The following is a 22,648-nucleotide window of genomic DNA, read 5'->3' as shown; positions in this document are numbered from 1 at the left end:
GATCGGTTTCGGTATGAAAGCTATTATAGAGTGTAAATGCAAGAGCCTTTAGCACCACGTTATCGTGGTTTTGAAGGTTCTTTTTTTATCTGTAATTTTTTGTTCGAGACTTGGGCGATGCCGCATATGTTGAATAGTAAAGCAGATGGATCAATCAAAGGAGGTCCCGGCCCGTGAAATTTCCACAGCAAGGTGAGTTTGCCCCGTTTGTCGGTCCGTTCGATCCGTGCCCGCCCGTTTTGTGCAAAACCTTTGTACTTCCACCGAACCTGTTTGTACAATTTCAGCCCCCAGGTCTGCCTCAATTCAGTCCAGAAGAGGCGCTGAGGAAGGGAACACTATGGCCCTTGTTTTACAGCCCTTATGAGTCTTGTAGAAACCAGGGGGGAGGCGAGTAAAATGGATTATCCAAATCAGGGTCAGGCCCAAAACCAGCCTCAGAATCGAAATCAGGTTGAGAACCAGCAGCAGAATCAGAATCAAAGCCCCTATTCAAACCCGTATCAACAACAAAACCATACTGAGGGCTACAATCAGTACGACAGAAACCCATACCAAGGCTATGCGCCCCAGACCAAGCCGGGTGATGCACAGTTTTATGCACTGTTGGAGAAGCTCCAGGCAGTGGATTTTGTATTGGTGGAACTGAATTTGTATCTCAATACGCACCCGGATGATTTACAGGCTATCGAACAGTTCAATAAGCTGACGCAGGAAAGGACCGGGATTGCCAATGAGTATCAGATCCTATACGGACCTCTGCAAAATTTTGGCCGTGCCTATTCCAAGTATCCTTGGGAATGGAACCAAGCCCCTTGGCCGTGGCAGGTATAGGCAGATATAACCTTTTATAAAGGAGGGACCTGAATGTGGGTATATGAGAAGAAGCTGCAATATCCTGTACGTGTTAGCAAATGTGATCCTCACATGGCCAAGTTGCTCATGGAGCAGTATGGGGGAGCAGATGGTGAGCTCGCTGCAGCTTTGCGTTATCTGAATCAGCGATATACGATTCCTGATAAAGTCATTGGTGTGTTGAATGACATCGGGACGGAGGAGTTTGCCCACCTTGAGATGATTGCCACGATGATTTACAAGCTGACAAAGGATGCGAGTGTGGAGCAATTGAAAGCGGCCGGTCTGGGCGAACATTATGCAGCGCATGACCGTGCTTTATTTTACCAAAGCGCAGGCGGAGTTCCTTTTACAGCGACCTACATTCAAGCCAAAGGCGACCCCATCGCAGACTTGTATGAGGATATTGCGGCAGAGGAAAAGGCGAGAGCTACATACCAGTGGCTGATTGATCTGACAGATGATGTGGATTTGCAGGATAGTTTGAAGTTTTTGCGCGAACGTGAAATAATCCATTCGCTACGTTTCCGTGAGTCTGTGGAAATTTTGAAGGAAGACCGGAATCAAAGGAAAGTGTTTTAAGGAAATCATTCAGAATGTCTCTTGGTAAGCTAATGCTTGCATGAGACATTTTTCTTTTAAGAATTGTAATTTATGAAGGGCGCTTCAGCATCGAAGCGCCCTTCGTGTTGACTATATAAGTGAGCAGAAATAATCTCGGGAAACGGCTCAACGAGCCACTGAGCCAGTTGCAAATCATGGAGTACATTAATTAAGGCGGATAATCGTCAGGGATGCGCCTGTCGCGCCGCCTCCCGCGGCATTCCCAATGTTCTTTTTTGTGGAATGAATTGTGATCACCACTCTTTTTCGGTCAGGGTTGTCCTTTATGATTCCGGGTCAGGGTAGCGGTTAGACCTGCTTTGTTCTTCAAATATTAAGACGTCCTCCAGTTTGTGCTGGAGCAGGATCTGGTTATTCACCATTCCTCGCAATACTCGTTCTACGCTTCGATTCAATTGCAGGATATCTTGCAGACAAACATCCTCATCGTTTACAAAACGTTGTATTTTTTCGCCTTCGGCATGAAGTGTGCTGGACAAGCCCATTTCTTCCATAGCAATGGATGCGAGTATCATATGAATAACTTCTTTCCTCGTTAGAGAGATGAGGGGATTGATGTCGAATACCGGGCATAGACAAGTGCAATCTCTCCCTTCACTCCGAATGTGCATCATGGCTATGGTCGATATGGAATGACATACCCGGTGCCCGTCTTCCTCATTCCTGCTCTAGTTGTGCAAAATACTGCTCGTTATATAAAACACTCGGATGAGTAGGATGGTGCAACTGAGCCATGCGGTGATGCGATTTTGCTTTTTCAGTGTCACCGATTCGGTCGTAGCACAGGCATAATTGCAAGTGCGGAAGCCATGTATAGTACGATGAATTGGTTAAAGCCATCGCATTTTGTGGCGGTTCGATCAGTGTAGCCTGACGGAACCAGTAAATGGCTTGGGCATACTGTTCCTCTTCAATCAATAAATTGCCAAAGGCACAGCAGAACTGGGCGCGTGGTGTATCGAGAGTAAGCGTGCGAAGCAGAGTGATGCGCTGCTCCTGTTTTTGACCTTGGCGGCCGTAACAATCTGCAAGCTTAAAGCAAGCAGCAATCCGATCCTCAATCCATCCCTGATTCAGCCCCAAATAGTGTTCGTACTGCTGTATGGCTTCTACCGTCCGTCCGTTGTCATACAACTCATTGGCAAAATAGTAGTGATCTCGTTCAGAAAATGCGGTACCCTGCTCCCGGTGCTTGAGATATATATGTAAATTACGGTCGGTGTAGGCACGTGTCTTTTTATGAGTCACCGCCATATTGCTGTGAAAGGTGCTGCCAGTCACATGCAGGAATTCATGCACAAAGCCGATCCATCTGAAATGACGGTCCCGGCGGACAATCCGGTTTCTTTTGAGCTTATGCAGCGGCTGCCCCTGTTCATCTACGGATAGCACATAATCCACCGTAATGCTGTCATAAGAGAGGGTGGCTTGCTTTTTCCAGTCGAGAAATGCCAGTCGGTCTTGCTCTTCCAATATGTCGTCTGCATCCAGCCAAAATTGATAGTCCTGTGTTGCCTGATCAAATGCATAGTTACGGGCTGCGGAAAAATCATCGCACCATTCAAAATCATATATCCGGGCATTGAACGATGTGGCTACCTCTTGGGTACGGTCAGTAGAGCCGGTATCGACGATAATGATTTCATCCACCAGATCATGGACTGATTTCAGGCAGGTGTGAAGTGCTTCTTCTTCATTTTTGACAATCATGCATAAGCTGACGGTTACCATGCTCTTTGTCCCTCCCAAAAAACTTGGTATGATTCTCATTTTATTAGGATAGCTTGCTCATTATGTAGGAATTTCGGTTGAACACGTCGAGGGTATGGTGATGATCATAAATGGGGCGGCGCTCTAATAGATTAGAAAATCAAAGTCTGATGAAAGGGGGGAGGGCATGAGCCGGCCGTTCATTTCACTGTGCATGATATTGTATTTGTTGGATCAGGAGCTATGGCTGGAGGCTTATTATGAATTCGAAAAATGTACTCGCATGGGTGATAATTCATGGAAATATGTGACTTTGCGGGGAGTCGGCAGCAGCTATGCGTTGTACTACATGCCCATCTGTTTGGCGAAAATGGGGCGGCCTGTAGAAGCACAGGCCATCTTGGAGGCAGCTGGAAAAGGAGGGGCGTTATCAGAACAGGTGTTGACCGCCCAGGCTTAAAAAAGAGCTAGGCGGAAATGTACTCGATGGCGATCATTGAACTGGTCCCTCCTGCCAGCGATAAGGTCAGCCCGGATACGAGGGATTGTAAACTTCCGGGTACCGTCACCCGAAATAATAGCGATGCAACGATTTCGCCACCTGCTAAAACAGCCGGGAAGGGTCCCGACGGCATATTGTATTTTTTTCACCCTCAGCATTAATCAAGTGACTTAATGACAGCTCTTGAAAGGCGATGCAGGCAAGCAGTGCATTGATGTTGTTTTCATTGATATTTCCAGGTGTAAGTCCATTCATATCACGCTCACTTCCTTATCGCTTAATCGCAATTAGCGTATGCGTCAAAGCAAGCAGGAGGAACGGTTATGAGGCTTCCGCCTGATGGGAGGCGTCGACTCATGCGTATATTAATCGGCAGCCCGGTGCATCAAAAGCCCGAAATATTAGTTTTATTTCTTCAGGCTTTGGAGCGGCTGGAAGCACCCGATGTGCTGCCGGATTATTTGTTCGTGGATGATAATGACAATCCGGCCTCAAGCCAATGGCTGACTGATTTTGCGGACCGGCTTCCGGGGCGTGTTTTGCCCCCGCTGTCAGGCTTGCAGCAATACGAGAACCGAAGCAATGAGCATACCCATTATTGGCCCCCTTCCCTCGTCTGGAAAGTGGCCGGGTTCAAAAATCGTCTCATTGACTACGCGCTTCAGCATCATTACGACGCGCTATTTTTGGTCGATTCAGACCTGGTTCTCCATTCCCGTACTTTATGCAGACTGGTCGAGACAGAGAAGGATATCGTATCCGAGATTTTCTGGACACGCTGGCAGCCTGACGGGGCATTATTGCCTCAAGTGTGGGTTAGTGATGAATACAATCTGTTCCATCGTGAAGAAGGTGAAGTGCTATCGGCAGAAGAGCGGGCGCATCGCGAGCTTCATTTTATACATCAGTTGCATGTTCCCGGTTTATACGAAGTAGGCGGTCTGGGTGCTTGTACCTTAATTCGTAGACGGGCGCTGGAAGCCGGTATTCATTTTGGCAAAATCCCGAACGTTTCCTTTTGGGGAGAGGATCGACATTTTTGTATCCGGGCGGCGGCGTACGGGTTTTCGCTTTTTGTGGATACACATTACCCGGCTATGCACTTGTACCGCGAAGCGGACCGCATCAAGGCAGAACAACTGCTACTGACTCTGAATGGAATTATTACGCAGGACACAGCTAATAAGGACGATCAAAAAGCTTCACTCACTCCTGAAAATTCAAATATTTCAGAAAATTCTCCATCCAACACTGCCTCTAAATCCCCTGAAATCACCATTCCATCGGATCTCCGTGATTCTGCTGTCTTTGCAAAGCATGCTGCGGATTCTTTTGTCGTGCCACCAGCTTTCTCCGGTCCACGACATAGTGAGCTTCATGCTCCGCCTGTCTCCAGGCCCAAATTGACACTGAGCATGACGGTATGCAATGAGGCAGATCGCAAGCTCGCAGAAGTGCTTCGAAGTCATCGGGAATATATTGATGAAGCGGTCATTATTGATGATGGCAGCCGTGATGATAGCGGAGAATTGTGCCGGGATCTGCTAAAAGGGATCCCACTGCGTTTGATCCGTAATGAGAGGGCCTCCTTTACGAATGAAGTGGAGCTGCGAAAACAGCAATGGAGAGAGACGCTGGCATCTTCCCCGGAATGGATTTTAAACATGGATGCTGACGAAATATTTGAATCCCGATTTGCTCAAGCTGTGCATGCTTTATTAGCCGGAACGAAAGCCGATACCCTTTGTTTCAGGCTGTTTGATATGTGGTCTCCCACGCATTACCGTGATGATGATTACTGGCAGGCTCATCGTTATTACCGTCCCTTTTTAACTAGGTATCGGGATGGATTTCCTTATAAATGGAAAGAGCAATATTTGCATTGCGGGAGATTTCCCGATAATGTGCTTGAGCTTCCCAGTGAAATTAGCGACTATCGTATCCAGCACTGGGGCTGGTATACACCAGCTATTCGCACATCCAAATATGAACGCTATCAACAATTGGACCCGGATGCCCGCTATGGGTGGAAGGAACAATATGAGTCCATATTGGACCCAACTCCCCGTCTCAGTCTCTGGATAGACCCGGGCCAGGATGATGTGAACAATAAACATGAGGCTGAGTCCGGAGACACTGCCAGCGTAAAATCCGATGTGAACACGGGCATGAATATCGAGGATACGACTGCTGAGAATAAAATTGAAGCAATTCATACTGTTGAAGCTGTTCAAATGGCTAACGCTGCCAACCCTGTTGAAACTGCTCCTGCTCATGAATTTATTAACCCTACGAATCCTGTCAACACGAGTGCTGTCGCTAAGATTGCCGGTGTTCATGCTATTATTGGCTCCCGTACGCTTACCAAGGGCCAAATAGAGGGCGCACTTTATAGAGAAGGGAAAGGAGAAGAACAGGGCATGGCATGCAAACTGTGCGGCTCGTCCAATACGGCGGTGTTTCATCGGTATGAACATTTTACATTGATAGGATGTGGCTCATGTGGGCTTATTTTTCGCAATGATGTGGATCGGATACAGCCTGAGGATATGATCGCGGATATTTATAACGTCAAATGGGTCGCCATGCGCGATAGTGCAGCCGCTTCGACCTATGGGGACCATGCTCTTTTCGGACTCATGCTGCTGGATATGTTCAGTCCCGGTAAAGGGAATTTGCTGGAAATTGGATCAGGTACGGGAGAATTTATTCATGCTGCCCTTCAGAGTGGATGGAATGCTGTGGGCATTGAGCCTTCCATAGACTCGCGCGCATATGCCAAATACAAATATGACGTGGATCTGCTGCCGGGCTACTGGAATGGAGGCGATACAGAGACAGAGACAGAAACAGAAACAGAAACAGAAACAGAAACAGAAACTGAAGCGGCGAATGAAGCGCCAGAAACAGAGGGGGATACTGCCTTATCCCTGGATCATGAATATGAGGCTGTTGCATGCTGGCATGTGCTGGAGCATATTGCAGACCCCGTAGCATTTTTAACGGATTTACGCGAGCAGCTTCAACCGGATGGAACGTTATACATTACAGTACCCAACAAAAACTCGTTTACAAATGAGGCTTACGGTGCTCACTCGCCTTTATTTACCGAGGAAGATCATTTGTATCATTATTCAGAGCACACGCTGACACGTTTGCTGGCGAAGTCCGGTCTGCGCCCCGTGGCCCTGTTCACCCGTCAGCTTCCTTCCGGTCTGGACGCCTTGATAGAGGTGCATCCCTTGTATGGCGAGCTTACTTTCACGGAGCGGATGGGACTGTTGGCCAAACTTCAAGGTGAGAAACGCGGTCATGAGCTATGCTGTGTGGCAAAGGCGATCTGAGCTGGCTGGGGGAATATACGGTCTGACCCATACCGTTGCACCTTTCATTTAAAAAAGGGGGCTATATCCATGAACGCTGCTGATCCGTACCTCTCCCGTTTTTTCGTGCATTCTGACCCCAATACCTCCAGCCTGATCTACAGGCTGCCCCAAAGCTGGTGGAGTCGTCCCTATGAGTATGAGTGGTGTCTGCACTTTATGTCCGGGCAGGATACGGTGCTTGACGCGGCATGTGGTATTCCGCATCCGTTCAAGTTTGAGCTGGCCCGGCGCTGCGCTCAGGCCTATGCCTGCGATCTGGATATGAGGATCGTTTCCGTGGATGCCATATTGGCCGAGGTGCGCCGGGATATCGGAGAGGAGGCTGCCGAGCGTGTTCAGGAAATTTTACCGATTCGTCTTCACTCTGCGCATGCTAATTTAACCGCCTTGCCTTATGAGGCGGCCAGTTTTGACAAAATTGTATGTATATCAGTACTGGAGCATCTAACCCCTGATGACTCGTTAGCTGCCCTGCGTGAATTTCACCGGACTTTGCGGGATGACGGGATGCTACTGCTGACCTTTGATTACCCTGCGGTTAATCTGTCCGCGATGGAGCAATGGATGAGTCAGGCGGGGTTTTCGTACTGGAGCGACGTTGATCTCAACCTTCTGCCGGACGCCTTGCATACGGATTTGTGGGGCGGTTTGCATTGTTTCAGGGCTGTTTTGAAAAAATATAAGAGTTAACGGTATGCGCAATGAGGTTTACACGGACCTCTCTTATTGCTTATCATGAGAGGGGTCGGAACTGTAAACCTACATAGGAAAGGAATGACTGACAACTACATGAACAATGCACCTGTGTTGAAGAAACCTGAGGCTATGGTATTTGATATGGACGGTACACTTTTTCAGACGGAGACGCTGCTGCTTCCTGCGTACCACAAGCTGTTTGATACGCTGCGCGCCGAAGGGCTTTTTGAAGGAGAGACGCCGCCCGAGGAGCTTATTTTGAATAGTTTGGGTATGCTGCTGGATGAAATCTGGAGAAGAGTAATGCCGGAAGCCAGCGAAGCGGCTCACAGAAGAGCGGACGAGCTGCTGCTCCAGTTGGAGCTGGAGGGATTGAAGAACGGAAGTCATGCCCTGTATCCACATGTAAAAGAAACGCTCCAGACCCTCCACGAGCAGGGTGTTCGGTTGTTCGTAGCCAGTAACGGGCTGGAGGACTATGTAAAAGGGATAGCGGCTGCATATGAAATGGTCCCGATTTTTGAAGGACTGTACAGCGCTGGTGAATACAGCACACTTTCCAAAGTGAATTTGCTGGAGATTTTGTTGAGCAAGCACGGGATTTCAAACGTATGGATGGTAGGTGATCGTTCTTCCGATGTGGAGGCAGGCAAAAAGAACGGACAAACAGTCATCGGCTGCGCCTATGCTGGATTTGGCGTAAACGACGAGTTGAAGGGTTCCGATGCGATTATTACGGACTTCACGCAGCTGCTCACACTTTATAAAGACGCCGAGTAGCTACGAAGCACAGGTTACTGGTTATAGAAATGTTTGACGTACCCATATAAAAAAGCATGCGAGGTTAGTCAAATAAATGACAAAACAAGGAAGGCGGCCGCTTTTACGCGGAGCCTTCCTTTGCTTTATTTTCAGTTTTGCTTTCAGTTTTGCTCTCAGTTTTGCTCTCTGTGTTGTGATCCGTCAGAGGTTTTGGATTAATTTGCGTATGATAGACCCATAAGGCGTATTCCATGGGCTTGGCGATAGAGCGGCGGTAGGTTTCTTTTTCACCAATACGTGCAAATACCTCGCGTGCTGGCTTCGGATTGACCTCCAGTACATAAATGCGACCGTCCTTGTTAATTGCCAAATCGAGCGCAAGCTCGCACAATGCCCCATAGCTTTCCTCCAGATAAGCGGCGATATCCAGTCCGAGCTTTTCCCCCTGCTTGATGATTCTCTCTCTCTGTTTTTCATCACGAATCCATTGTGTCAGCAGTTGATTCATCGGTACCGCCTTGCCTCCGCCATGCAGATTGGAAGTCACGCTCCGATGTGCCCCGATCCGCCCTGCACATCCGGTTAACTCCCATGTCCCCTGACCATTTTTTTGCACCAGCATGCGGTAATCATGAACTCTGCCATTCGGCAGTTGTACAGGAATCCCTTCCTGAACAATGTAATTATTCATGTTCCAACTGCTTAAACGTGGCTCCAGACGGTCCAGACGCACCCGCTGTTGAGGAATAATATGACGTTTGCGATTGCGGCCCTCGATCAGATACAGGCCGCCCTGCTTGTTAACAGGCTCAATGCGTAAAATTCCGCGTCCTCCGGTGCCGTTAATCGGCTTGAGGTAGACCAGTGAATTCTTTCGGAGCATCCGCCTTACACTATGAAATCCCATGAACGGCTCCGTTTCAGGGAGATGCGATCGGAAGGCAGACTTTTTCGCAAGCTGCTGATGAATGGCCCATTTGTTACTCAGTGGCCGGTTTAAATATACGAGATCTGTATATTGCACCCGAAATTCCTGCAACTGACGATATCGTTCACTGCGCTGTACCCGGCAACGGTCGAAAATCATATCCGGGAATTCCCGCCATTTCAGGGTCCATTTGCCGCTGTGCGGATCATACATTTGGGCAAGGAGCAACTTGCGTTCTTTATGGACATCGGCGGGAGTGAATACATACATATCCAGCCCCAGTCTTTTACCCTCTGTAATCATGCGCTCATATATGGCGCGTTCCTCCAATTGCTTTTTGTTGTTCAAATACAAGGCCATGATGCCTAGGACAGGTTTTGGCACAGCATTCCACCTTCCTCTGCCGTCTGCTCATCTTCGGACAGCTCCCCGCGAAATACGAGGGTAGGCTTTCCGGTCGGTCCAGTCGTCATTTCATGCGCAACAAGTCCTGCGCGAAAGCAGGTTTTGAGACTGGCCATATTGTCGGCGGCCACGCTGCACGTCAGACGACGCAGCTGTTTGAGCTGGGCGGACAGCAGTCTAGCGCCCAGTCTGCGGCCCCGGTAAAGCGGACGAACGATCACGATGCACGCATCTTCACCGTAATTCAGAGCGAGGCAAAATCCCGCAATCCGCAGCCCTTGCTCTGTGCGCAGATAAGCGCACAGGAGGGAGGAGCCGGGGGATTTTAATTGCTCCGGCGTTAAAACGGCCAGCTGCCGCAAGGCATTGCGAGTAATGCGCATGCCGCCCGAGCTCCGGGCCAGAAATAGCAGTTGCCGTCGTCTCAGCAGCCAGCTCCGGGCAGGCAAATGTTGAACATTGCTAATTTGCGGCATGATCCCACTTCCTTGACTCATAATTTCATTCGTCCGGCCAAATAGGAGCTGTATTGGAATATGCGTCTCAGCGATTTTTGACGAATTTCCGGCTCGTCGAATTTCATGGGTTTGGCGTTGGCTTCAAAAAACCAGGGAATACCGAGCGTATCCACCCCCAAATCCATAGACATTTCCCCATGGGAAAGGCCGGAGCCACGTTCAATTTGGCGTGCGATCTGAATGGCCGTACTTTTGATCTTGTTCAGCAGGACCGTGCTGCTTTCAGGCCCAAACAACGCAGACAGCAGCTTGAACGGGTCCTCCACACTTCCGCCGCGCGGAACATGTGTCGTAATACTCCCTTTGCCTGCCAATCTGGCACCAACTCCGGTAATGCTCCATGAGCCGCGGACGTTTTTTTGCACCAGTATCCGCAGGTCGAACGGCTTTTTCTGATAAGTAGCCAGCTCGATGCCCTGCTGGATGATATAAGGTGACGCACCCGCTTCCCGGCGGATGCGCCCCCACAGTCGGGACAATGACACCGACCTGTAGGTTACGCTTTTTTTGTCATGCTGGATCGTCAGCCTGTAGGGCATTAGATGGTCCGGCCGATATTTGAGAATCATAATCCCTTTTCCAGCTTTGCCGTTCTCAGGCTTGAGATACAGGTATGGATAGGCGGACAGCATTTTCCCCAGAGAAGACAAGTTGCCTAACCGTTTGGTCGCCGGAACGAGATGACGGGTGGATTCCGAGGCGCGCAGCCATTTGAACAGCTCCCATTTGTTAAAAAAACCCGGATTGTACAGCTCAACACCTGAGGCATGCGAAATTTCATCCAGTTTGGTACGCACAGAGGTTTTCAGTTCAAAGTTGCGGTTAGGAATGCGATTATAGATGACCTGTGGTTGTGGAAAGTCCTGTTCCTCCCACGTCTCCGAGCTTTTGTTGAAAATATAGCCCTTGACCGTTTCGGATGCCAGCTGCAGATCCTTGACAGTAACGATGTACACCTGGTAGCCCATTCGTGTCCCTGTTTCAAGAATATCCCTGAAATTGCGCTGATTGCCCTTGAAAAATTGTCCTTGATCGTGCACGGTCAATACAGCAACGACTGGTTTATGCTCCGCCCGGGTATTCATAGTTCCTCTTTTCTGCGGAATTTACTGAGGTAAAGACAGTGGTCCAAAATATGCTCCACGGATGCTTTACCCTCCGCACGCAACGATGGATGCTGAAAAATAGATCGCCCCGGCTTGGAGTTGGCTTCGAACATCCACACCTTTTCTTGTTGGTCAATGCCCAGATCAAACCCGATTTCACCCAGCAGATGATGATGATGGTGCTCGATAGCTTCTGCGAGCGTAACTGCGACGTTCTTGGCATGCTGAAGTACCTCGCCTGCCCGGTCTCCGAATACCCGATTCAGCGCCTGCTCCGGTGTCATAAGGGAACCGCCGTTTTTAATATGAGTTGTAACACTGCCGCGTCCAGCCTTTTTGGCTCCAATTCCGACGACAACCCACTGGTTATTGCCGTTCTTGTGCATATGAAACCGGAAATCAATTGGGCAATTGTCAATCTCAATCAGTTGAATACCCTGCTGAATGACGTAGCCCTTCAACGACTGGCCCTGATTGGATTGAAGCATACGAAGCATGGAGTTAAAAGAGGTGAAGCGTAGCAATACATTGCTTTTTTTCTTTCGGTACCTCACATAATAACCTTGCTTCGGAACATGGGAGAGACGGTAAATTCCTTTACCGAGACTGCCCCCGCTCGGCTTGTAATAAGCAAATTGGTGACGGTCCAGCATGCCCCGGATACGCTCTGAGCTGGGGTTCATATACGATTCGGGGACATAACGGTTAACCTCCGAGTTATTTTCCAGTAGATGATAGATATCCGATTTATTGAAGAAGCTCCAGTTAAAGAAGGGAATCCGTTTGCGGGAAAAGCGCTCGCGCAACTGATTGATCGCCGGGGAAAAATCAGAGCGGCGGCTCGGCAGCCGATTATAAATCACGTCCGGCAGGGGTACGGTTTTACGTGTGAAATCCCCACCCGAGGAAAGAAAATAGCCGTTAATTGTATCATTTTGCCAGTTGATATCCCGAGGGGTGAAGGCGAAAATATAAGATTTATTGCTGCCTTCTTTCAGCAGTTGCTTAATAAAACCTGTACGTGAACTAAAAGGGCGGGTAGTGGAGGTATTGCCGTCAGACAGCACGCCGATCAGCGGCCCGAGCTGCACATCCCCGTCCTGATTTCGTAAATAGATGGACCCGCTTTTGGGAACACGGATCGCATTACGCAAGCCCGAGGTCAGGTATAGATGACGTCCTGCCTTCTGGATCGGTTTAATCGTCGCGGGAATCTGATCCTTGCCGAGCCGCAGACGAATGGACTTGGCTCCGGATAATTTAAGGCTTTTCAACAAGGAAGTGGATATATACGCCACCTTGTCGGGCTGCTGTGAGAAATGCACATTGCAATGCGTTAAACTCATCTGTTTATCCTCCTATACCGTATGTTCAAGGGAGGCGCCCGCGCCCTTTGACCCCGCCGGTTTCGAATGAGTCATTAAATACCGGGCATATTCGAGCGGGCGGTTGACTGACCGGTAAGCGCACTCTGGCTGACAGGTCTGAAAGAAGGAGGCCCGACCCGGCCGGGAATTAACCTCCAATAGCCAGATGTTCCCGCTCCGGTCAATACCGTAATCAATTCCCAGCTCGCCAAGGCGGCCGTATCGTTCCTCCAGCGCCCCGGTAATGGTTAGGGACAGCGCCATCATCTGCCCGATGATGAGACGCGTGCTGTCCGCGCCATATTGTTCACAAAGGTAAGACTCTGCCGGATGGGCTTTACCCCCTCCGTGCAGATTGGAAGTCAGGGTTCCTTTCCTGCCTTCTCTCACGGCAAAGCCCGTCAGTCGCCAGCAGCCGTTGCCGTCCTTTTGCATGAGCGCGCGGACATCAAAGGGATGACCGCTTTGGCTCGTTAATTTCAAATAAGGCTGCACGATATAGGATCGTCTGTGTGCAATCCCGTCGACCCATGATAATCCGGCATTTAGCTCGGAAAACTGGCGCCGGAACGGACGGTTTCGGGAGTCTCTGCCCTGCACGAGCAGTGCGGTGTCTCCGTCCGATAGTCGTAGATACAACGTGCCCTTGCCGTGCGATCCGGCCTGGGGCTTCATAAATAGCGCCGAATGGCGATGCAGCCATTCCACAAGCTGAGCCGTGTCCCGGTAAGGCGCCGTAGGCGGCACAAAGGGACGCACTTCATCTATTGCGTGCAGCGCACGATATACCTGCCATTTGCCGGGCAAGTTACGCGACCAGTAGATGAGCTTGCGTGATTCCTGCTCTGCTATATGCTCCAGTGCGTGCCCGGCGCTCTGGCTACCGTGGGCGTGGAAACAGCGATTATACACAATATCCGGCAAGGGGAATCGGCCGGATGTCCATACTCCATCGCGATAGGTATAACCTCGTATGGAGTGATCTTCGGGCGAAATTCCTTCGGCGGTAAACGCCATTACGTTAAGTCCGGAGCGCCTGCCTAACAGACTTAGCCTGCGGCAAAACTCCGCTTCGGTAATCGGGGGAATCGCCGCCTGATTCCGGCTGACGAGCACGCCAAGCGTGTCTGGTACGACAAGAGACACCGATAACAGCCTCCTTTGGCAGCCGGATTCCGTAAGAGACGGATTTATTTGAATCCGGCTGAATAACAGCAATATTCAATCATTTTCTTCACAGACGGTCGGGTTTTCTGATCATTTAACGGCGTATTGTCATTTTTCGACGGCTTGGAGTTGACCTCCAGCAGCCAAATATGCCCCGTGCTGTCAATCGCCAGATCAATGCCAAATTCCGCAAAATGGGCAGGGATCGCTTTCTCAACTCCGTTTGCAATTTCGAGCGCGGCTGTTTTAAGATGGGTCTGGCCGTTCGACTTGGTTAAGGCAGGCAGCGTGGTTTTGGCCAAGGCCTCCTTGACTGTGCTCAGCGTGCCGCCTCGCGCCAGATTGGACACAAAATGGCTGCCCCCGGCAATCCGGGCGACGATGGAGGTCACGGTCCATGCGCCAGAGGCGTTTTTCTGCACAAGCGCACGAAAGTCAACCGGACGATTGCCGTGATCAATCAGGGTAAGGCCCTGCTGGAGCTGGAAGCGCGTCATTTTCATTTTTCCTGCCAAGCCTTTGTACAGCTTTTCGATGTTCGGATACATTTGCTTTCGTGGTGTGCCGGCGGTGGTGGACAGTACGCAAAAGGTGCCATCGGCTTGCTTCGTAATGCGCATAATGCCTTTGCCCAGACTTCCCCGCACAGGCTTGAGAAAAACGGTGGGGTACTGGTTGCACATTTTTTTGAAGACCGCAAAGGTTTGTAACAAATGGGACTCGGGTAAATACTTGCGCAGGGATGAATTGGATTTAAGCGCGTCGAACACTTCATTTTTATCGAGAAACTTTTCATTAAAAATGGCCGTTCCGTACTGTGATTTTACTTCTTTCATAAAATGCTGTACGCTAGTTCTGTTCTCGAGTTTACGAGAGGTGAGCCGGTTATTGACGACATCCCCGGCGGGCATGACTGTCTTTTTCCAGCCTCCGTCATAGACCCATCCCTGAACGCGTCCGGGCTGATTTCCAATATGCTCCGGGGTGAAAAAATACACATATGCTCCTTGTCTGCGGCATTCCCCGATCAGTTCACGGCAGAACAGGGTGATCGACCCGAAAGGCTTGTCGGGCTGTTCGGGATAGTCCCGACTGACCAGCACGCTAATAAGTGGGCCCACTCGAAGTGTCCGGCGTCCTCGGCTGTAGGTTACTCGCAGCTCACAATTGGAATGAAGTCCCATTTTGCGGGCCAGCACGCTTCCCACACGCAGGCCTCTGTAACGGGGTACCGATATAACGGTAACCTGCTGGCGGAACGAACCGAAGGCGAGCTGTACAGGGTGGCCTGCGGATATTTTCCATTTGCGAAGCAAGGACTCGCCGACCATGAGTACGTCATCCTGCAAGATGCCCGATCCGATGATTTGAATCGTTGTTTTTTTGATGGACATCGTGGATCTCCTTCCAGGCAGCAACTTGATGTCTTAAAAGTAACGGGAAACGTGAAGGGGCTGTAATAGCACTGATTCATCATATGAGGACATATATACCTTGGTGATTGACGGACAATGTGAAATGTTTGCACTATATTTGAATTGGAGGAAATAACGAATATGAATATCTATGATAAAGCCCATGATTTGGCAAAAGCGTTGAAGGAAAGCAAAGAGGTGGAGGAAATTACGTCAGCGATGAAGCTGATTGAAACCGACCCGGAAGCCAAGAAAATGCTCGACGATTTCCGTGAGCGCCAAATGGAAGTACAGCAGCGGATGATGAGCGGTGATATGCCGGCACAGGAAGAGATGGAAAAAATGGAAAAGCTGTTCGAGGTACTTAGCCTGAACCTGAATATCCGCCGTCTGTTCGACGCCGAACGCCGCCTGAGTGTGATCATCGAGGACGTTAACAAAATTATCGCAGACAGCCTTCAGCATTTATACGGCTCGTCTCTGTAAGTTTGTCTCATATTCCTTCCTGCCCTCTCATAGACTAGATACATAGAGTCACAGGGAGAGGAAGGGATAACATTGGGTACTTTTAAAAAATGGAAACACGGCTTGTACACACTGATTGCGCTGGCTATGGTGCTTACTGCGCTGCCGCGCATCTCGCTTACGGGCGGATTGAACTGGGTCAACGGCTTCGGTATCGTCTGGGTACTGTTTGCGCTGCTTGTCATCGGAGCGAATCTGCACTTTTTGCTTGGCGTGGATGAGGAGAAGCGGAAAACGCTGGAGCGAGTGCGGCGGGCCAAAATGCAGCAGTGGCAGATGAAATGGGATAAAGAAGCTGATAAAGGCGGTACGCTGTAAAGGTTTCCTCCCGGCTTGCCATGAGCATGCTAGGATCCTGTCTGTCCGTGATAGTTAAAAAGCGGTCCCTGTAAAAAGGAGATCGCTTTTTGCTATTTCTGGCCTTGAAATTCAGTGATTCACGAGGGTCTAAAAAGACAGGGTTTTGTGCTATAATAGATACAGAATGATACAGATTGAACGTTGGGGGTGTAACAGAGTTGGACGGGCTAGATGAAACAGTTACGAAGCATGAGCAGCTATTGCGTCATATCGAGCAGTTGAAAATAGGCTCCAAAATTTCTGTGCGCAGGTTGGCTAAAGAAATGAGCGTCAGCGAAGGAACAGCCTACCGGGCCGTGAAGGAAGCGGAGAACCTGGGGATCGTCATTACCAAGGAACGGATCGGGACGGTGCGGGTGGAAAAGCGTCCGCGCGGGTTGTCCGAGCAGCTAACCTTTGCGGATGTTGTGAATATCGTAGAGGGACATGTGCTAGGGGGAAGCGAGGGGCTGGAAAAGCCCTTGCACAAGTATGTCATCGGAGCGATGCGTGAAGAGGCTATGGCCCGATACATCGATGCAGGCAGCCTGCTGATCGTCGGTAACCGTGAGGATGCGCACTCCCTTGCGCTGGAGCAGGGAGCTGGTGTGCTGATTACAGGCGGTTTCGGGACGAGTCGGGAGGTCAAGCAACTGGCGGACCAGATCAGTTTGCCGATCATTTCCTCGCGTCACGATACCTTTACGGTGGCTTCCATGATTAACAGAGCGATTTTCGACCGCTTGATCAAAAAGAAAATTATGCTGATTGAAGACATCGCGGCAGGCAAACCGAAGACGCAGACCTTGAAAATCAACAGTACTCTTACCGAATTTGAAGAGCTTTCGGTGACGACTGGAAACCACCATTTTGCGGTGGTGGATGAATGGAACCGTCTGATCGGCATCGTCAGCCGCAAGGATGTGGAGGGACTGCAACCCGAGCATACGATGGACAAATGTCTGATCCGCAATCCGGTAACCGTGACCTACCAGACCTCGCTCGCTTCGGCTGCGCAGATGATGGCGTGGGAAGGTGTGGATTATTTACCGGTCGTGGACCGCAACCGCAAGCTGCTGGGTTCCGTTACACGGCGGGAGGTACTGGATGCACTGCGCAACGCCCAAAAGCAGCCTCAGCTTGGCGAGACGTTCGACCAGCTGATCTGGAACGGATTTGCCGAGGAGCGTGATGAGGACGGATCATTATTTTTTCGTGGCTTCGTCATTCCTCAGATGGCGACCAATCTGGGTACCATCTCGGAAGGCGTGCTGGTGAACGTGATGACACAAGCGGGCTACCGGGTGGCCAGAGACATGAGCGGGAAGGATTATGTGCTGGACAATTTAACGACCTATTTTATCCGACCGGTACAGATCGAGGATGCCATAGTCCTTCGTCCGTTGTTGCTGGAAACGAGCCGCCGCACCTGCAAACTGGAAATTGCAATTACACGGGAAAATCAATTGGTGTGCAAAGCGGTGATGACACTTCATTCCATTGAACACGGCTAGTGTCAATTCGTGTGTGGTAAGTGGAGTCAGAATAGAACGTTTAATGACTTTCTGGAAGTCTTTCTTTTGCCTCCAGCCAAATTTGCAGCACACCTTCCATTACAAGCATCGTTTTGACCTGGATTGTATACTCCTTGTCACGAACGGTGTATTTTTTTTGGTGAAGCAGCATGCGTACCAGCTTGCTGTCGGAATCAATCTCGAACATGTCCCGGCCTCGCAGTACCTCCAAATCCCGACTGACGCGGCGAAGAAGCTCCTTTAGATTAATAGAGTCAATTTTTTCGGCAGAAGTTTCTTCGGCGATTAATTTGATTTCCTTGACAACAGTCTGACGCTTGCTGTATTTGCGCAGTGTTCTATTGTCTTCCTGCGCTTGCTGGAGCTGGAATTGAAGGTCCTGATTGTTCATCCACAGCTCATTGAAGCTAGCGTGCCAGATGGCATTGTAGACAATCGCTCCGGTAATCATGCCCAGCACGAACACGGAGGATAATTGCATAAAAGGGCGCAGGCGCTCAAAGGGGGGCACTCTCATGGTCTTTTCACCTCATGGCCGTGCGTTGCCGCACACCCATTTGACCAGCTCTGCACCCATATGAGCGCCTAAAAAGGCGAAAATCAAATATAATATCTGCTTAATGGCAGGTGACAAATTACCATCCAGCATATTGCTCTCAATGACCCGGATCGGGTCCATCGTTCCCCCCACAGCGGCGGCAAGCGCCCATATTTTAATTCTTCCGGCAACCTCCAGCATCGTCTGGGTAGGCGGCTGAAGCGATACCACAGCTCCCATTCCGCCGAGCATGGCTCCCCCGAGCACGATGCCGAAGGCAATGAAGAAGTCGAGAATCGCTTTGGATATAAAAGTGCTCATGCTCTTTTCCTCCTTAGGTGTAAGAATCAGGACCGCGCTTGTCCGCCCGGGTCTGTACTTTTATTGTATGGGCGCTACCAACGTGGATATGATAAAATAGTTTGAAGAAAAACAAGCGGTGAAAGGAAGAGAAGCGCATGAGTTCATTTGTGCATTTGCATGTTCATAGCGAGTACAGCCTGCTGGACGGCGCGGCTCGTACCGCGGAGTTGGTCAAACAGGCATCAGCTTATGGAATGAAGGCACTGGCCCTTACGGATCACGGGGTTATGTATGGTGCCATTCCTTTTTATAGAGCGTGTGTGGAGAACGGCATTAAGCCGATTATCGGGTGTGAGGCCTATATGACGGCAGGCTCGCGCAAGGAGCGGGGCAGCCGGAAGGATCAGCCCATATATCATTTAATTTTGCTCGCCAAAAATAAAACAGGCTATCAAAATCTGATGAAGCTGTGCTCTATCGGCCATTTGGAGGGCTTTCACTACAAGCCGCGAATCGACATGGAAGCACTGGCTGCCCATCATGAAGGCATCATATGCTTGAGCGCATGTTTGGGCGGTGAAGTTCCGCAGCATTTGCTGCATGGTCGGGAAGCCGAGGCAAGGCGGGCAGCGGAACGCTACCGCAACATTTTTGGCGATGATTTTTATCTGGAGCTTCAGGATCACGGTCTGTCGGAGCAAAAACGCGTAAATCCTCTGTTGATCGCGTTAGCGAAGGAGCTGGATATTCAGTTGGTAGCGACGAATGACGTGCATTACCTGACCGAGCCGGATGCAGATGTACAAGACGTTCTGATCTGCATTGGAACTGGCAAGACGGTCGACGACGAGGAGCGCTTGCGCATACCGACCCGTCAGTTGTACCTGAAAAGCCAGGAGGAGATGACTCGTTTGTTCCCCCATGTGGCGGAAGCCATCGACAATACAGTGCGTATTGCTGAAAAATGCGAATTGGAGCTGGAATTTGGGCAATCCATTTTGCCTGAATATCGTCCGCTGCCGGAAGACATGACTCCTTCGTCCTATCTGCGCAGTTTGTGTGTGCAAGGGCTGGAGCGTCGTTATGGGAGTGATCTGGCGTGGGAACAACCGGAGCAACGAGAAAGGCTGGAGCAGCGGCTCAGTTATGAGCTGAACACGATTGACAGCATGGGATTCAGTGATTATTTTCTGATCGTGTGGGATTTTATCGCTTTCGCTCATAAGCATAATATTGCTACTGGCCCGGGACGGGGTTCCTCGGCGGGCAGTCTGGTTGCCTATGTGCTTAACATCACGAATGTGGATCCGATGAAATATAACCTGCTGTTTGAACGGTTTCTGAATCCTGAACGGATTAGCATGCCGGATATAGATATTGATTTCAGCGATGAACGACGGGATGAGGTTATCGACTATGTGGTGCAGAAGTACGGTAACGAGCATGTAGCGCAGATTATTACCTTCGGAACGCTGGCGGCAAGAGCCGCAGTGCGTGACGTTGGGCGTGCGTTGAATGTACCGTATGGCGAAGTGGACAAGGCGGCCAAGCTGATCCCGGCGCAGCTCGGGATTAATATCCGTCATGCGCTTGAGATCACCCCGGAGCTGAAGACACTGTATGAAACCAAGCCCAAGACGCGCGAGTTGCTGGATATGGCAATTAAAGTAGAAGGCATGCCGCGTCATGCTTCGACCCATGCGGCGGGTGTCGTTATTTCGCGGACTCCGCTGACCGATGCAGTTCCGCTTCAAGAGGGGAGTGAAGGGGTCCCCCTGACGCAATACTCGATGGAAAATCTCGAGCGGATCGGTTTGCTGAAAATGGATTTTCTTGGGCTGCGCACCCTTTCTATTATTGAACGCTGTATGCGTTGGATTACCGAAGAACATGGGGAAACGCCTGATTTTAGCCGCATTCCTGATAATGACCCACATACCTATGACATGCTGGGCAAAGGCGACACAGGCGGTGTATTCCAGTTGGAGTCGGCGGGGGTACGCCGGGTGCTCAAGGATCTAAAGCCAAGTGTGTTCGAGGATATTATTTCTGTATTGGCCTTGTATCGTCCGGGTCCAATGGGCTTCATTCCTAACTTTATTCAGGCCAAGCACGGGGAGATTGAGGTTCATTATCCGCATCCTGATCTGGAGCCCATCTTGAAGGATACGTACGGCATTATCGTGTATCAGGAGCAAATCATGCAGATTGCTTCGCGCATGGCGGGTTTTTCCCTGGGAGAAGCCGATCTGCTGCGTCGCGCCGTGTCCAAGAAAAAGCGCGAAGTGCTGGATCTTGAGCGAGGTCATTTTGTGGAGGGCAGTGTCAAGCAGGGTTACACGGAAGAGGAAGCCGGAAAAGTCTACGATATGATCGTCCGTTTTGCGGACTATGGATTTCCACGTGCACATGCGGCTGCTTATGGTGTGCTGGCGTTCCAGACGGCGTATCTCAAAGCCCATTATCCGGTGCAGTTTATGGCTTCCATGCTGACAGCGGTGATGGGTAGCCACCGGAAAGTGGCGGAATATGTCGTCGAATGCCGTCGTATGGATATGGCAGTTCTGCCGCCTGATGTGAACGAAAGCGGGGTGCTGTTTACCCCATTGCAGGAAGGTAATATCCGCTTCGGACTGGCCGCGATTAAAAATGTCGGCACGCAGGCGATGGAAAGTATTCTCGCCGTTCGCAAGGAGCGTCCTTTTGACAGCCTGCTCGATTTTTGTCGTCGCGTGGATTTGCGGGTGTGCAATAAGCGGGTGATTGAATCGCTCATCCAGGCAGGGGCGTTTGACTCGTTGCCAGGTCATCGTGCGCAGTTGATTACCATGCTGGATGAAACGGTGGATGCAGCGGTCAAATGGCGCAAGGAACGTGACGATTTGCAGATAGATATGTTCGGTTTTGTGGAAATGCCCAATTGGGATATCGAATATCCCGATGTACCGAAATTCAGTGCGGGTCAGCAGCTAGAGCTGGAACGTGAGCTGTTGGGACTGTATCTGTCCGGGCATCCGCTGGATGATTTTGAGCCGTTGCTGGAAAGCAGCGCTGCAGAGCGTCTGATGGAATTGGGCGATGTGCCGGATGAAGCAGTTGTCGTGACCGCAGGTATGGTTGTGTCGCTCAAGACGATTACGACCAAACAGGGGAAGGCTATGGCCTTTATCGAGCTGGAGGATCAGATTGAGCGCTGTGAGGTCGTGTTGTTTCCCGAAGTGTGGAAGCGAAGCCACCAATGGATTGAAAAGGGAGCGCTGCTTGCGTTTCGTGCCAAAATGCAGCACCAGGACGAGCATTTCAAGCTCCTTGCGGACGAGGCCGCCCCGCTGGCGGAGGATTCACTGGCGCGGCTTCTCCAGCGCCGACGTGCTGGAGCGCGTTCGTCCGCCGCGGCCGGAAAGCCCGCGTCAGCGGCTGGCTCTGCCGCTGGTGGCCCCGGCGGGGGAACGCCACGTGTGCCGTCGAGGCCGTCGGCAGCCGGGGCGTCTGCGCAGCCGACTACGGCGCAAGCGGTCCCGCCCGTTTCGACGGCTCGCCCGGCCACGGGGACTACGCCTCACGCCACGGAAGCGGCTCCCGGCGAACAAGCCTCGGCTCCGCGTAGTTCGGAGCCGACTGCCCGTCAGCGGGTGTTTGTCAAAATCACCCGCCAGGCCGAGGAGGACGCCAGCTTGCTGGTCAGCCTCAAGGCGCTGCTACAGGAACATCCCGGTGCATTGCCTACCGTACTTTTTTATGAGAGCAGCCAGCGTTTGCTGGCGTTGAGTGATGCTTACAGCATCAAGCCTTCGCCTCAGCTTTTTGACCGGATGGAGTCGATGCTGGGGGCAGGCACAGTGAAAGTCAAATAATGAACATTTTCCTCCCCTCCCGCATACACTTGGAACACTGGCGGAACAGGAACACCAGCACTTATCCAGCATCATGAGGTTCCGCAAGGTGGAAGACAGAACTGTATGGTGAA

The 22,648-nt window shown here is 50.7% G+C and carries 22 protein-coding genes; 11 read left to right on the top strand and 11 right to left on the bottom strand.

Annotated features, from left to right (window positions below):
* The first annotated feature begins 173 nt into the window (after positions 1-173).
* Genes ACQ4MX_RS05600 through ACQ4MX_RS05590 form a run of 3 tightly spaced genes read left to right on the top strand, consistent with a single transcriptional unit; the run spans position 174 to position 1,437 of the window.
* The gene (locus ACQ4MX_RS05600; RefSeq protein WP_044648566.1) at positions 174-398 is read left to right on the top strand and encodes a spore coat associated protein CotJA; all 225 of its coding nucleotides are present in this window, start codon (positions 174-176) and stop codon (positions 396-398) included.
* A gap of 1 nt (position 399) precedes the next feature.
* Complete coding sequence (locus ACQ4MX_RS05595; protein ID WP_431089695.1) at positions 400-834, top strand: spore coat protein CotJB; 435 nt, start codon at positions 400-402, stop codon at positions 832-834.
* A gap of 33 nt (positions 835-867) precedes the next feature.
* Complete coding sequence (locus tag ACQ4MX_RS05590) at positions 868-1,437, top strand: manganese catalase family protein (protein WP_431089694.1); 570 nt, start codon at positions 868-870, stop codon at positions 1,435-1,437.
* A gap of 305 nt (positions 1,438-1,742) precedes the next feature.
* Here the strand turns inward: ACQ4MX_RS05590 and ACQ4MX_RS05585 are convergent, their stop codons facing one another.
* On the bottom strand, positions 1,743-1,994 hold the full coding sequence (locus ACQ4MX_RS05585) for a hypothetical protein (RefSeq protein ID WP_431089693.1): 252 nt from the start codon (positions 1,992-1,994) through the stop codon (positions 1,743-1,745).
* Between the two features lie 142 nt (positions 1,995-2,136).
* On the bottom strand, positions 2,137-3,210 hold the full coding sequence (locus tag ACQ4MX_RS05580) for a glycosyltransferase (protein ID WP_431089692.1): 1,074 nt from the start codon (positions 3,208-3,210) through the stop codon (positions 2,137-2,139).
* A gap of 166 nt (positions 3,211-3,376) precedes the next feature.
* On the opposite strand from ACQ4MX_RS05580, the gene ACQ4MX_RS05575 reads away from it, so the two are divergent.
* Positions 3,377-3,649 (top strand): hypothetical protein, encoded by a 273-nt coding sequence (locus ACQ4MX_RS05575; RefSeq protein WP_431089691.1) that lies wholly within the window; start codon positions 3,377-3,379, stop codon positions 3,647-3,649.
* 7 nt (positions 3,650-3,656) lie between these two features.
* Here the strand turns inward: ACQ4MX_RS05575 and ACQ4MX_RS05570 are convergent, their stop codons facing one another.
* A complete protein-coding gene (locus ACQ4MX_RS05570) occupies positions 3,657-3,824 on the bottom strand; it encodes a hypothetical protein (RefSeq protein WP_187644903.1) in 168 nt (55 codons plus the stop codon).
* A 223-nt stretch (positions 3,825-4,047) separates the two neighbouring features.
* Between ACQ4MX_RS05570 and ACQ4MX_RS05565 the strand changes: the two genes are divergently transcribed.
* The 3 genes from ACQ4MX_RS05565 to ACQ4MX_RS05555 all read left to right on the top strand — a co-directional run bounded on the left by ACQ4MX_RS05565 (position 4,048) and on the right by ACQ4MX_RS05555 (position 8,553).
* Positions 4,048-7,035: a methyltransferase domain-containing protein gene (locus tag ACQ4MX_RS05565; RefSeq protein ID WP_431089690.1), complete on the top strand. Its 2,988-nt coding sequence runs from the start codon at positions 4,048-4,050 to the stop codon at positions 7,033-7,035.
* 69 nt (positions 7,036-7,104) lie between these two features.
* Positions 7,105-7,767, top strand: coding sequence for a class I SAM-dependent methyltransferase (locus ACQ4MX_RS05560; protein WP_431089689.1), 663 nt, complete (start codon positions 7,105-7,107; stop codon positions 7,765-7,767).
* A gap of 84 nt (positions 7,768-7,851) precedes the next feature.
* Positions 7,852-8,553, top strand: a complete 702-nt coding sequence (locus tag ACQ4MX_RS05555) for an HAD family hydrolase (protein ID WP_431089688.1) — start codon at positions 7,852-7,854, stop codon at positions 8,551-8,553.
* Positions 8,554-8,656: 103 nt separating this feature from the next.
* Here ACQ4MX_RS05555 and ACQ4MX_RS05550 read toward each other — a convergent pair whose 3' ends face one another.
* Genes ACQ4MX_RS05550 through ACQ4MX_RS05525 form a run of 6 tightly spaced genes read right to left on the bottom strand, consistent with a single transcriptional unit; the run spans position 8,657 to position 15,420 of the window.
* Positions 8,657-9,847 (bottom strand): YheC/YheD family protein, encoded by a 1,191-nt coding sequence (locus tag ACQ4MX_RS05550; protein ID WP_431089687.1) that lies wholly within the window; start codon positions 9,845-9,847, stop codon positions 8,657-8,659.
* Entirely contained in the window at positions 9,829-10,344 is a 516-nt protein-coding gene (locus ACQ4MX_RS05545) for a GNAT family N-acetyltransferase (protein ID WP_192512193.1), read from the bottom strand. The genes ACQ4MX_RS05550 and ACQ4MX_RS05545 overlap by 19 nt, the downstream gene beginning before the upstream one ends.
* 17 nt (positions 10,345-10,361) lie before the next feature.
* Positions 10,362-11,471 carry a YheC/YheD family protein gene (locus tag ACQ4MX_RS05540; RefSeq protein WP_431089686.1) on the bottom strand — a complete coding sequence of 370 codons (1,110 nt, stop codon included), beginning with the start codon at positions 11,469-11,471 and terminating at the stop codon, positions 10,362-10,364.
* Complete coding sequence (locus tag ACQ4MX_RS05535; RefSeq protein WP_431089685.1) at positions 11,468-12,838, bottom strand: YheC/YheD family protein; 1,371 nt, start codon at positions 12,836-12,838, stop codon at positions 11,468-11,470. Before ACQ4MX_RS05535 ends, ACQ4MX_RS05540 begins: the two co-directional genes overlap by 4 nt.
* A 12-nt stretch (positions 12,839-12,850) precedes the next feature.
* Positions 12,851-14,005, bottom strand: coding sequence for a YheC/YheD family protein (locus ACQ4MX_RS05530; RefSeq protein WP_431089684.1), 1,155 nt, complete (start codon positions 14,003-14,005; stop codon positions 12,851-12,853).
* Between the two features lie 44 nt (positions 14,006-14,049).
* Positions 14,050-15,420 (bottom strand): YheC/YheD family protein, encoded by a 1,371-nt coding sequence (locus ACQ4MX_RS05525; RefSeq protein ID WP_431089683.1) that lies wholly within the window; start codon positions 15,418-15,420, stop codon positions 14,050-14,052.
* Positions 15,421-15,582: 162 nt separating this feature from the next.
* Here ACQ4MX_RS05525 and ACQ4MX_RS05520 point away from each other — a divergent pair, with 162 nt between their 5' ends.
* From ACQ4MX_RS05520 to ACQ4MX_RS05510, 3 genes are all read left to right on the top strand, one after another.
* On the top strand, positions 15,583-15,927 hold the full coding sequence (locus ACQ4MX_RS05520; protein WP_025685398.1) for a YlbF family regulator: 345 nt from the start codon (positions 15,583-15,585) through the stop codon (positions 15,925-15,927).
* Between the two features lie 72 nt (positions 15,928-15,999).
* On the top strand, positions 16,000-16,284 hold the full coding sequence (locus ACQ4MX_RS05515) for a hypothetical protein (protein ID WP_134910432.1): 285 nt from the start codon (positions 16,000-16,002) through the stop codon (positions 16,282-16,284).
* Between the two features lie 200 nt (positions 16,285-16,484).
* Complete coding sequence (locus ACQ4MX_RS05510) at positions 16,485-17,819, top strand: DRTGG domain-containing protein (RefSeq protein ID WP_431089682.1); 1,335 nt, start codon at positions 16,485-16,487, stop codon at positions 17,817-17,819.
* A 40-nt stretch (positions 17,820-17,859) separates the two neighbouring features.
* On the opposite strand, the gene ACQ4MX_RS05505 is transcribed toward ACQ4MX_RS05510, so the two are convergent.
* Both ACQ4MX_RS05505 and ACQ4MX_RS05500 read right to left on the bottom strand, forming a co-directional pair.
* Positions 17,860-18,357 (bottom strand): hypothetical protein, encoded by a 498-nt coding sequence (locus tag ACQ4MX_RS05505; RefSeq protein ID WP_134910431.1) that lies wholly within the window; start codon positions 18,355-18,357, stop codon positions 17,860-17,862.
* A 12-nt stretch (positions 18,358-18,369) separates the two neighbouring features.
* Positions 18,370-18,699 (bottom strand): YtrH family sporulation protein, encoded by a 330-nt coding sequence (locus tag ACQ4MX_RS05500; protein ID WP_134910430.1) that lies wholly within the window; start codon positions 18,697-18,699, stop codon positions 18,370-18,372.
* Between the two features lie 137 nt (positions 18,700-18,836).
* Here ACQ4MX_RS05500 and ACQ4MX_RS05495 point away from each other — a divergent pair, with 137 nt between their 5' ends.
* Positions 18,837-22,535: a DNA polymerase III subunit alpha gene (locus ACQ4MX_RS05495; protein ID WP_431089681.1), complete on the top strand. Its 3,699-nt coding sequence runs from the start codon at positions 18,837-18,839 to the stop codon at positions 22,533-22,535.
* Positions 22,536-22,648 lie beyond the last annotated feature (113 nt).

The organism is Paenibacillus sp. 8b26 (genome assembly GCF_050626875.1).
Taxonomy (GTDB): Bacteria; Bacillota; Bacilli; order Paenibacillales; family Paenibacillaceae; genus Paenibacillus.
This window is presented reverse-complemented; position numbering and strand designations above follow the sequence as displayed.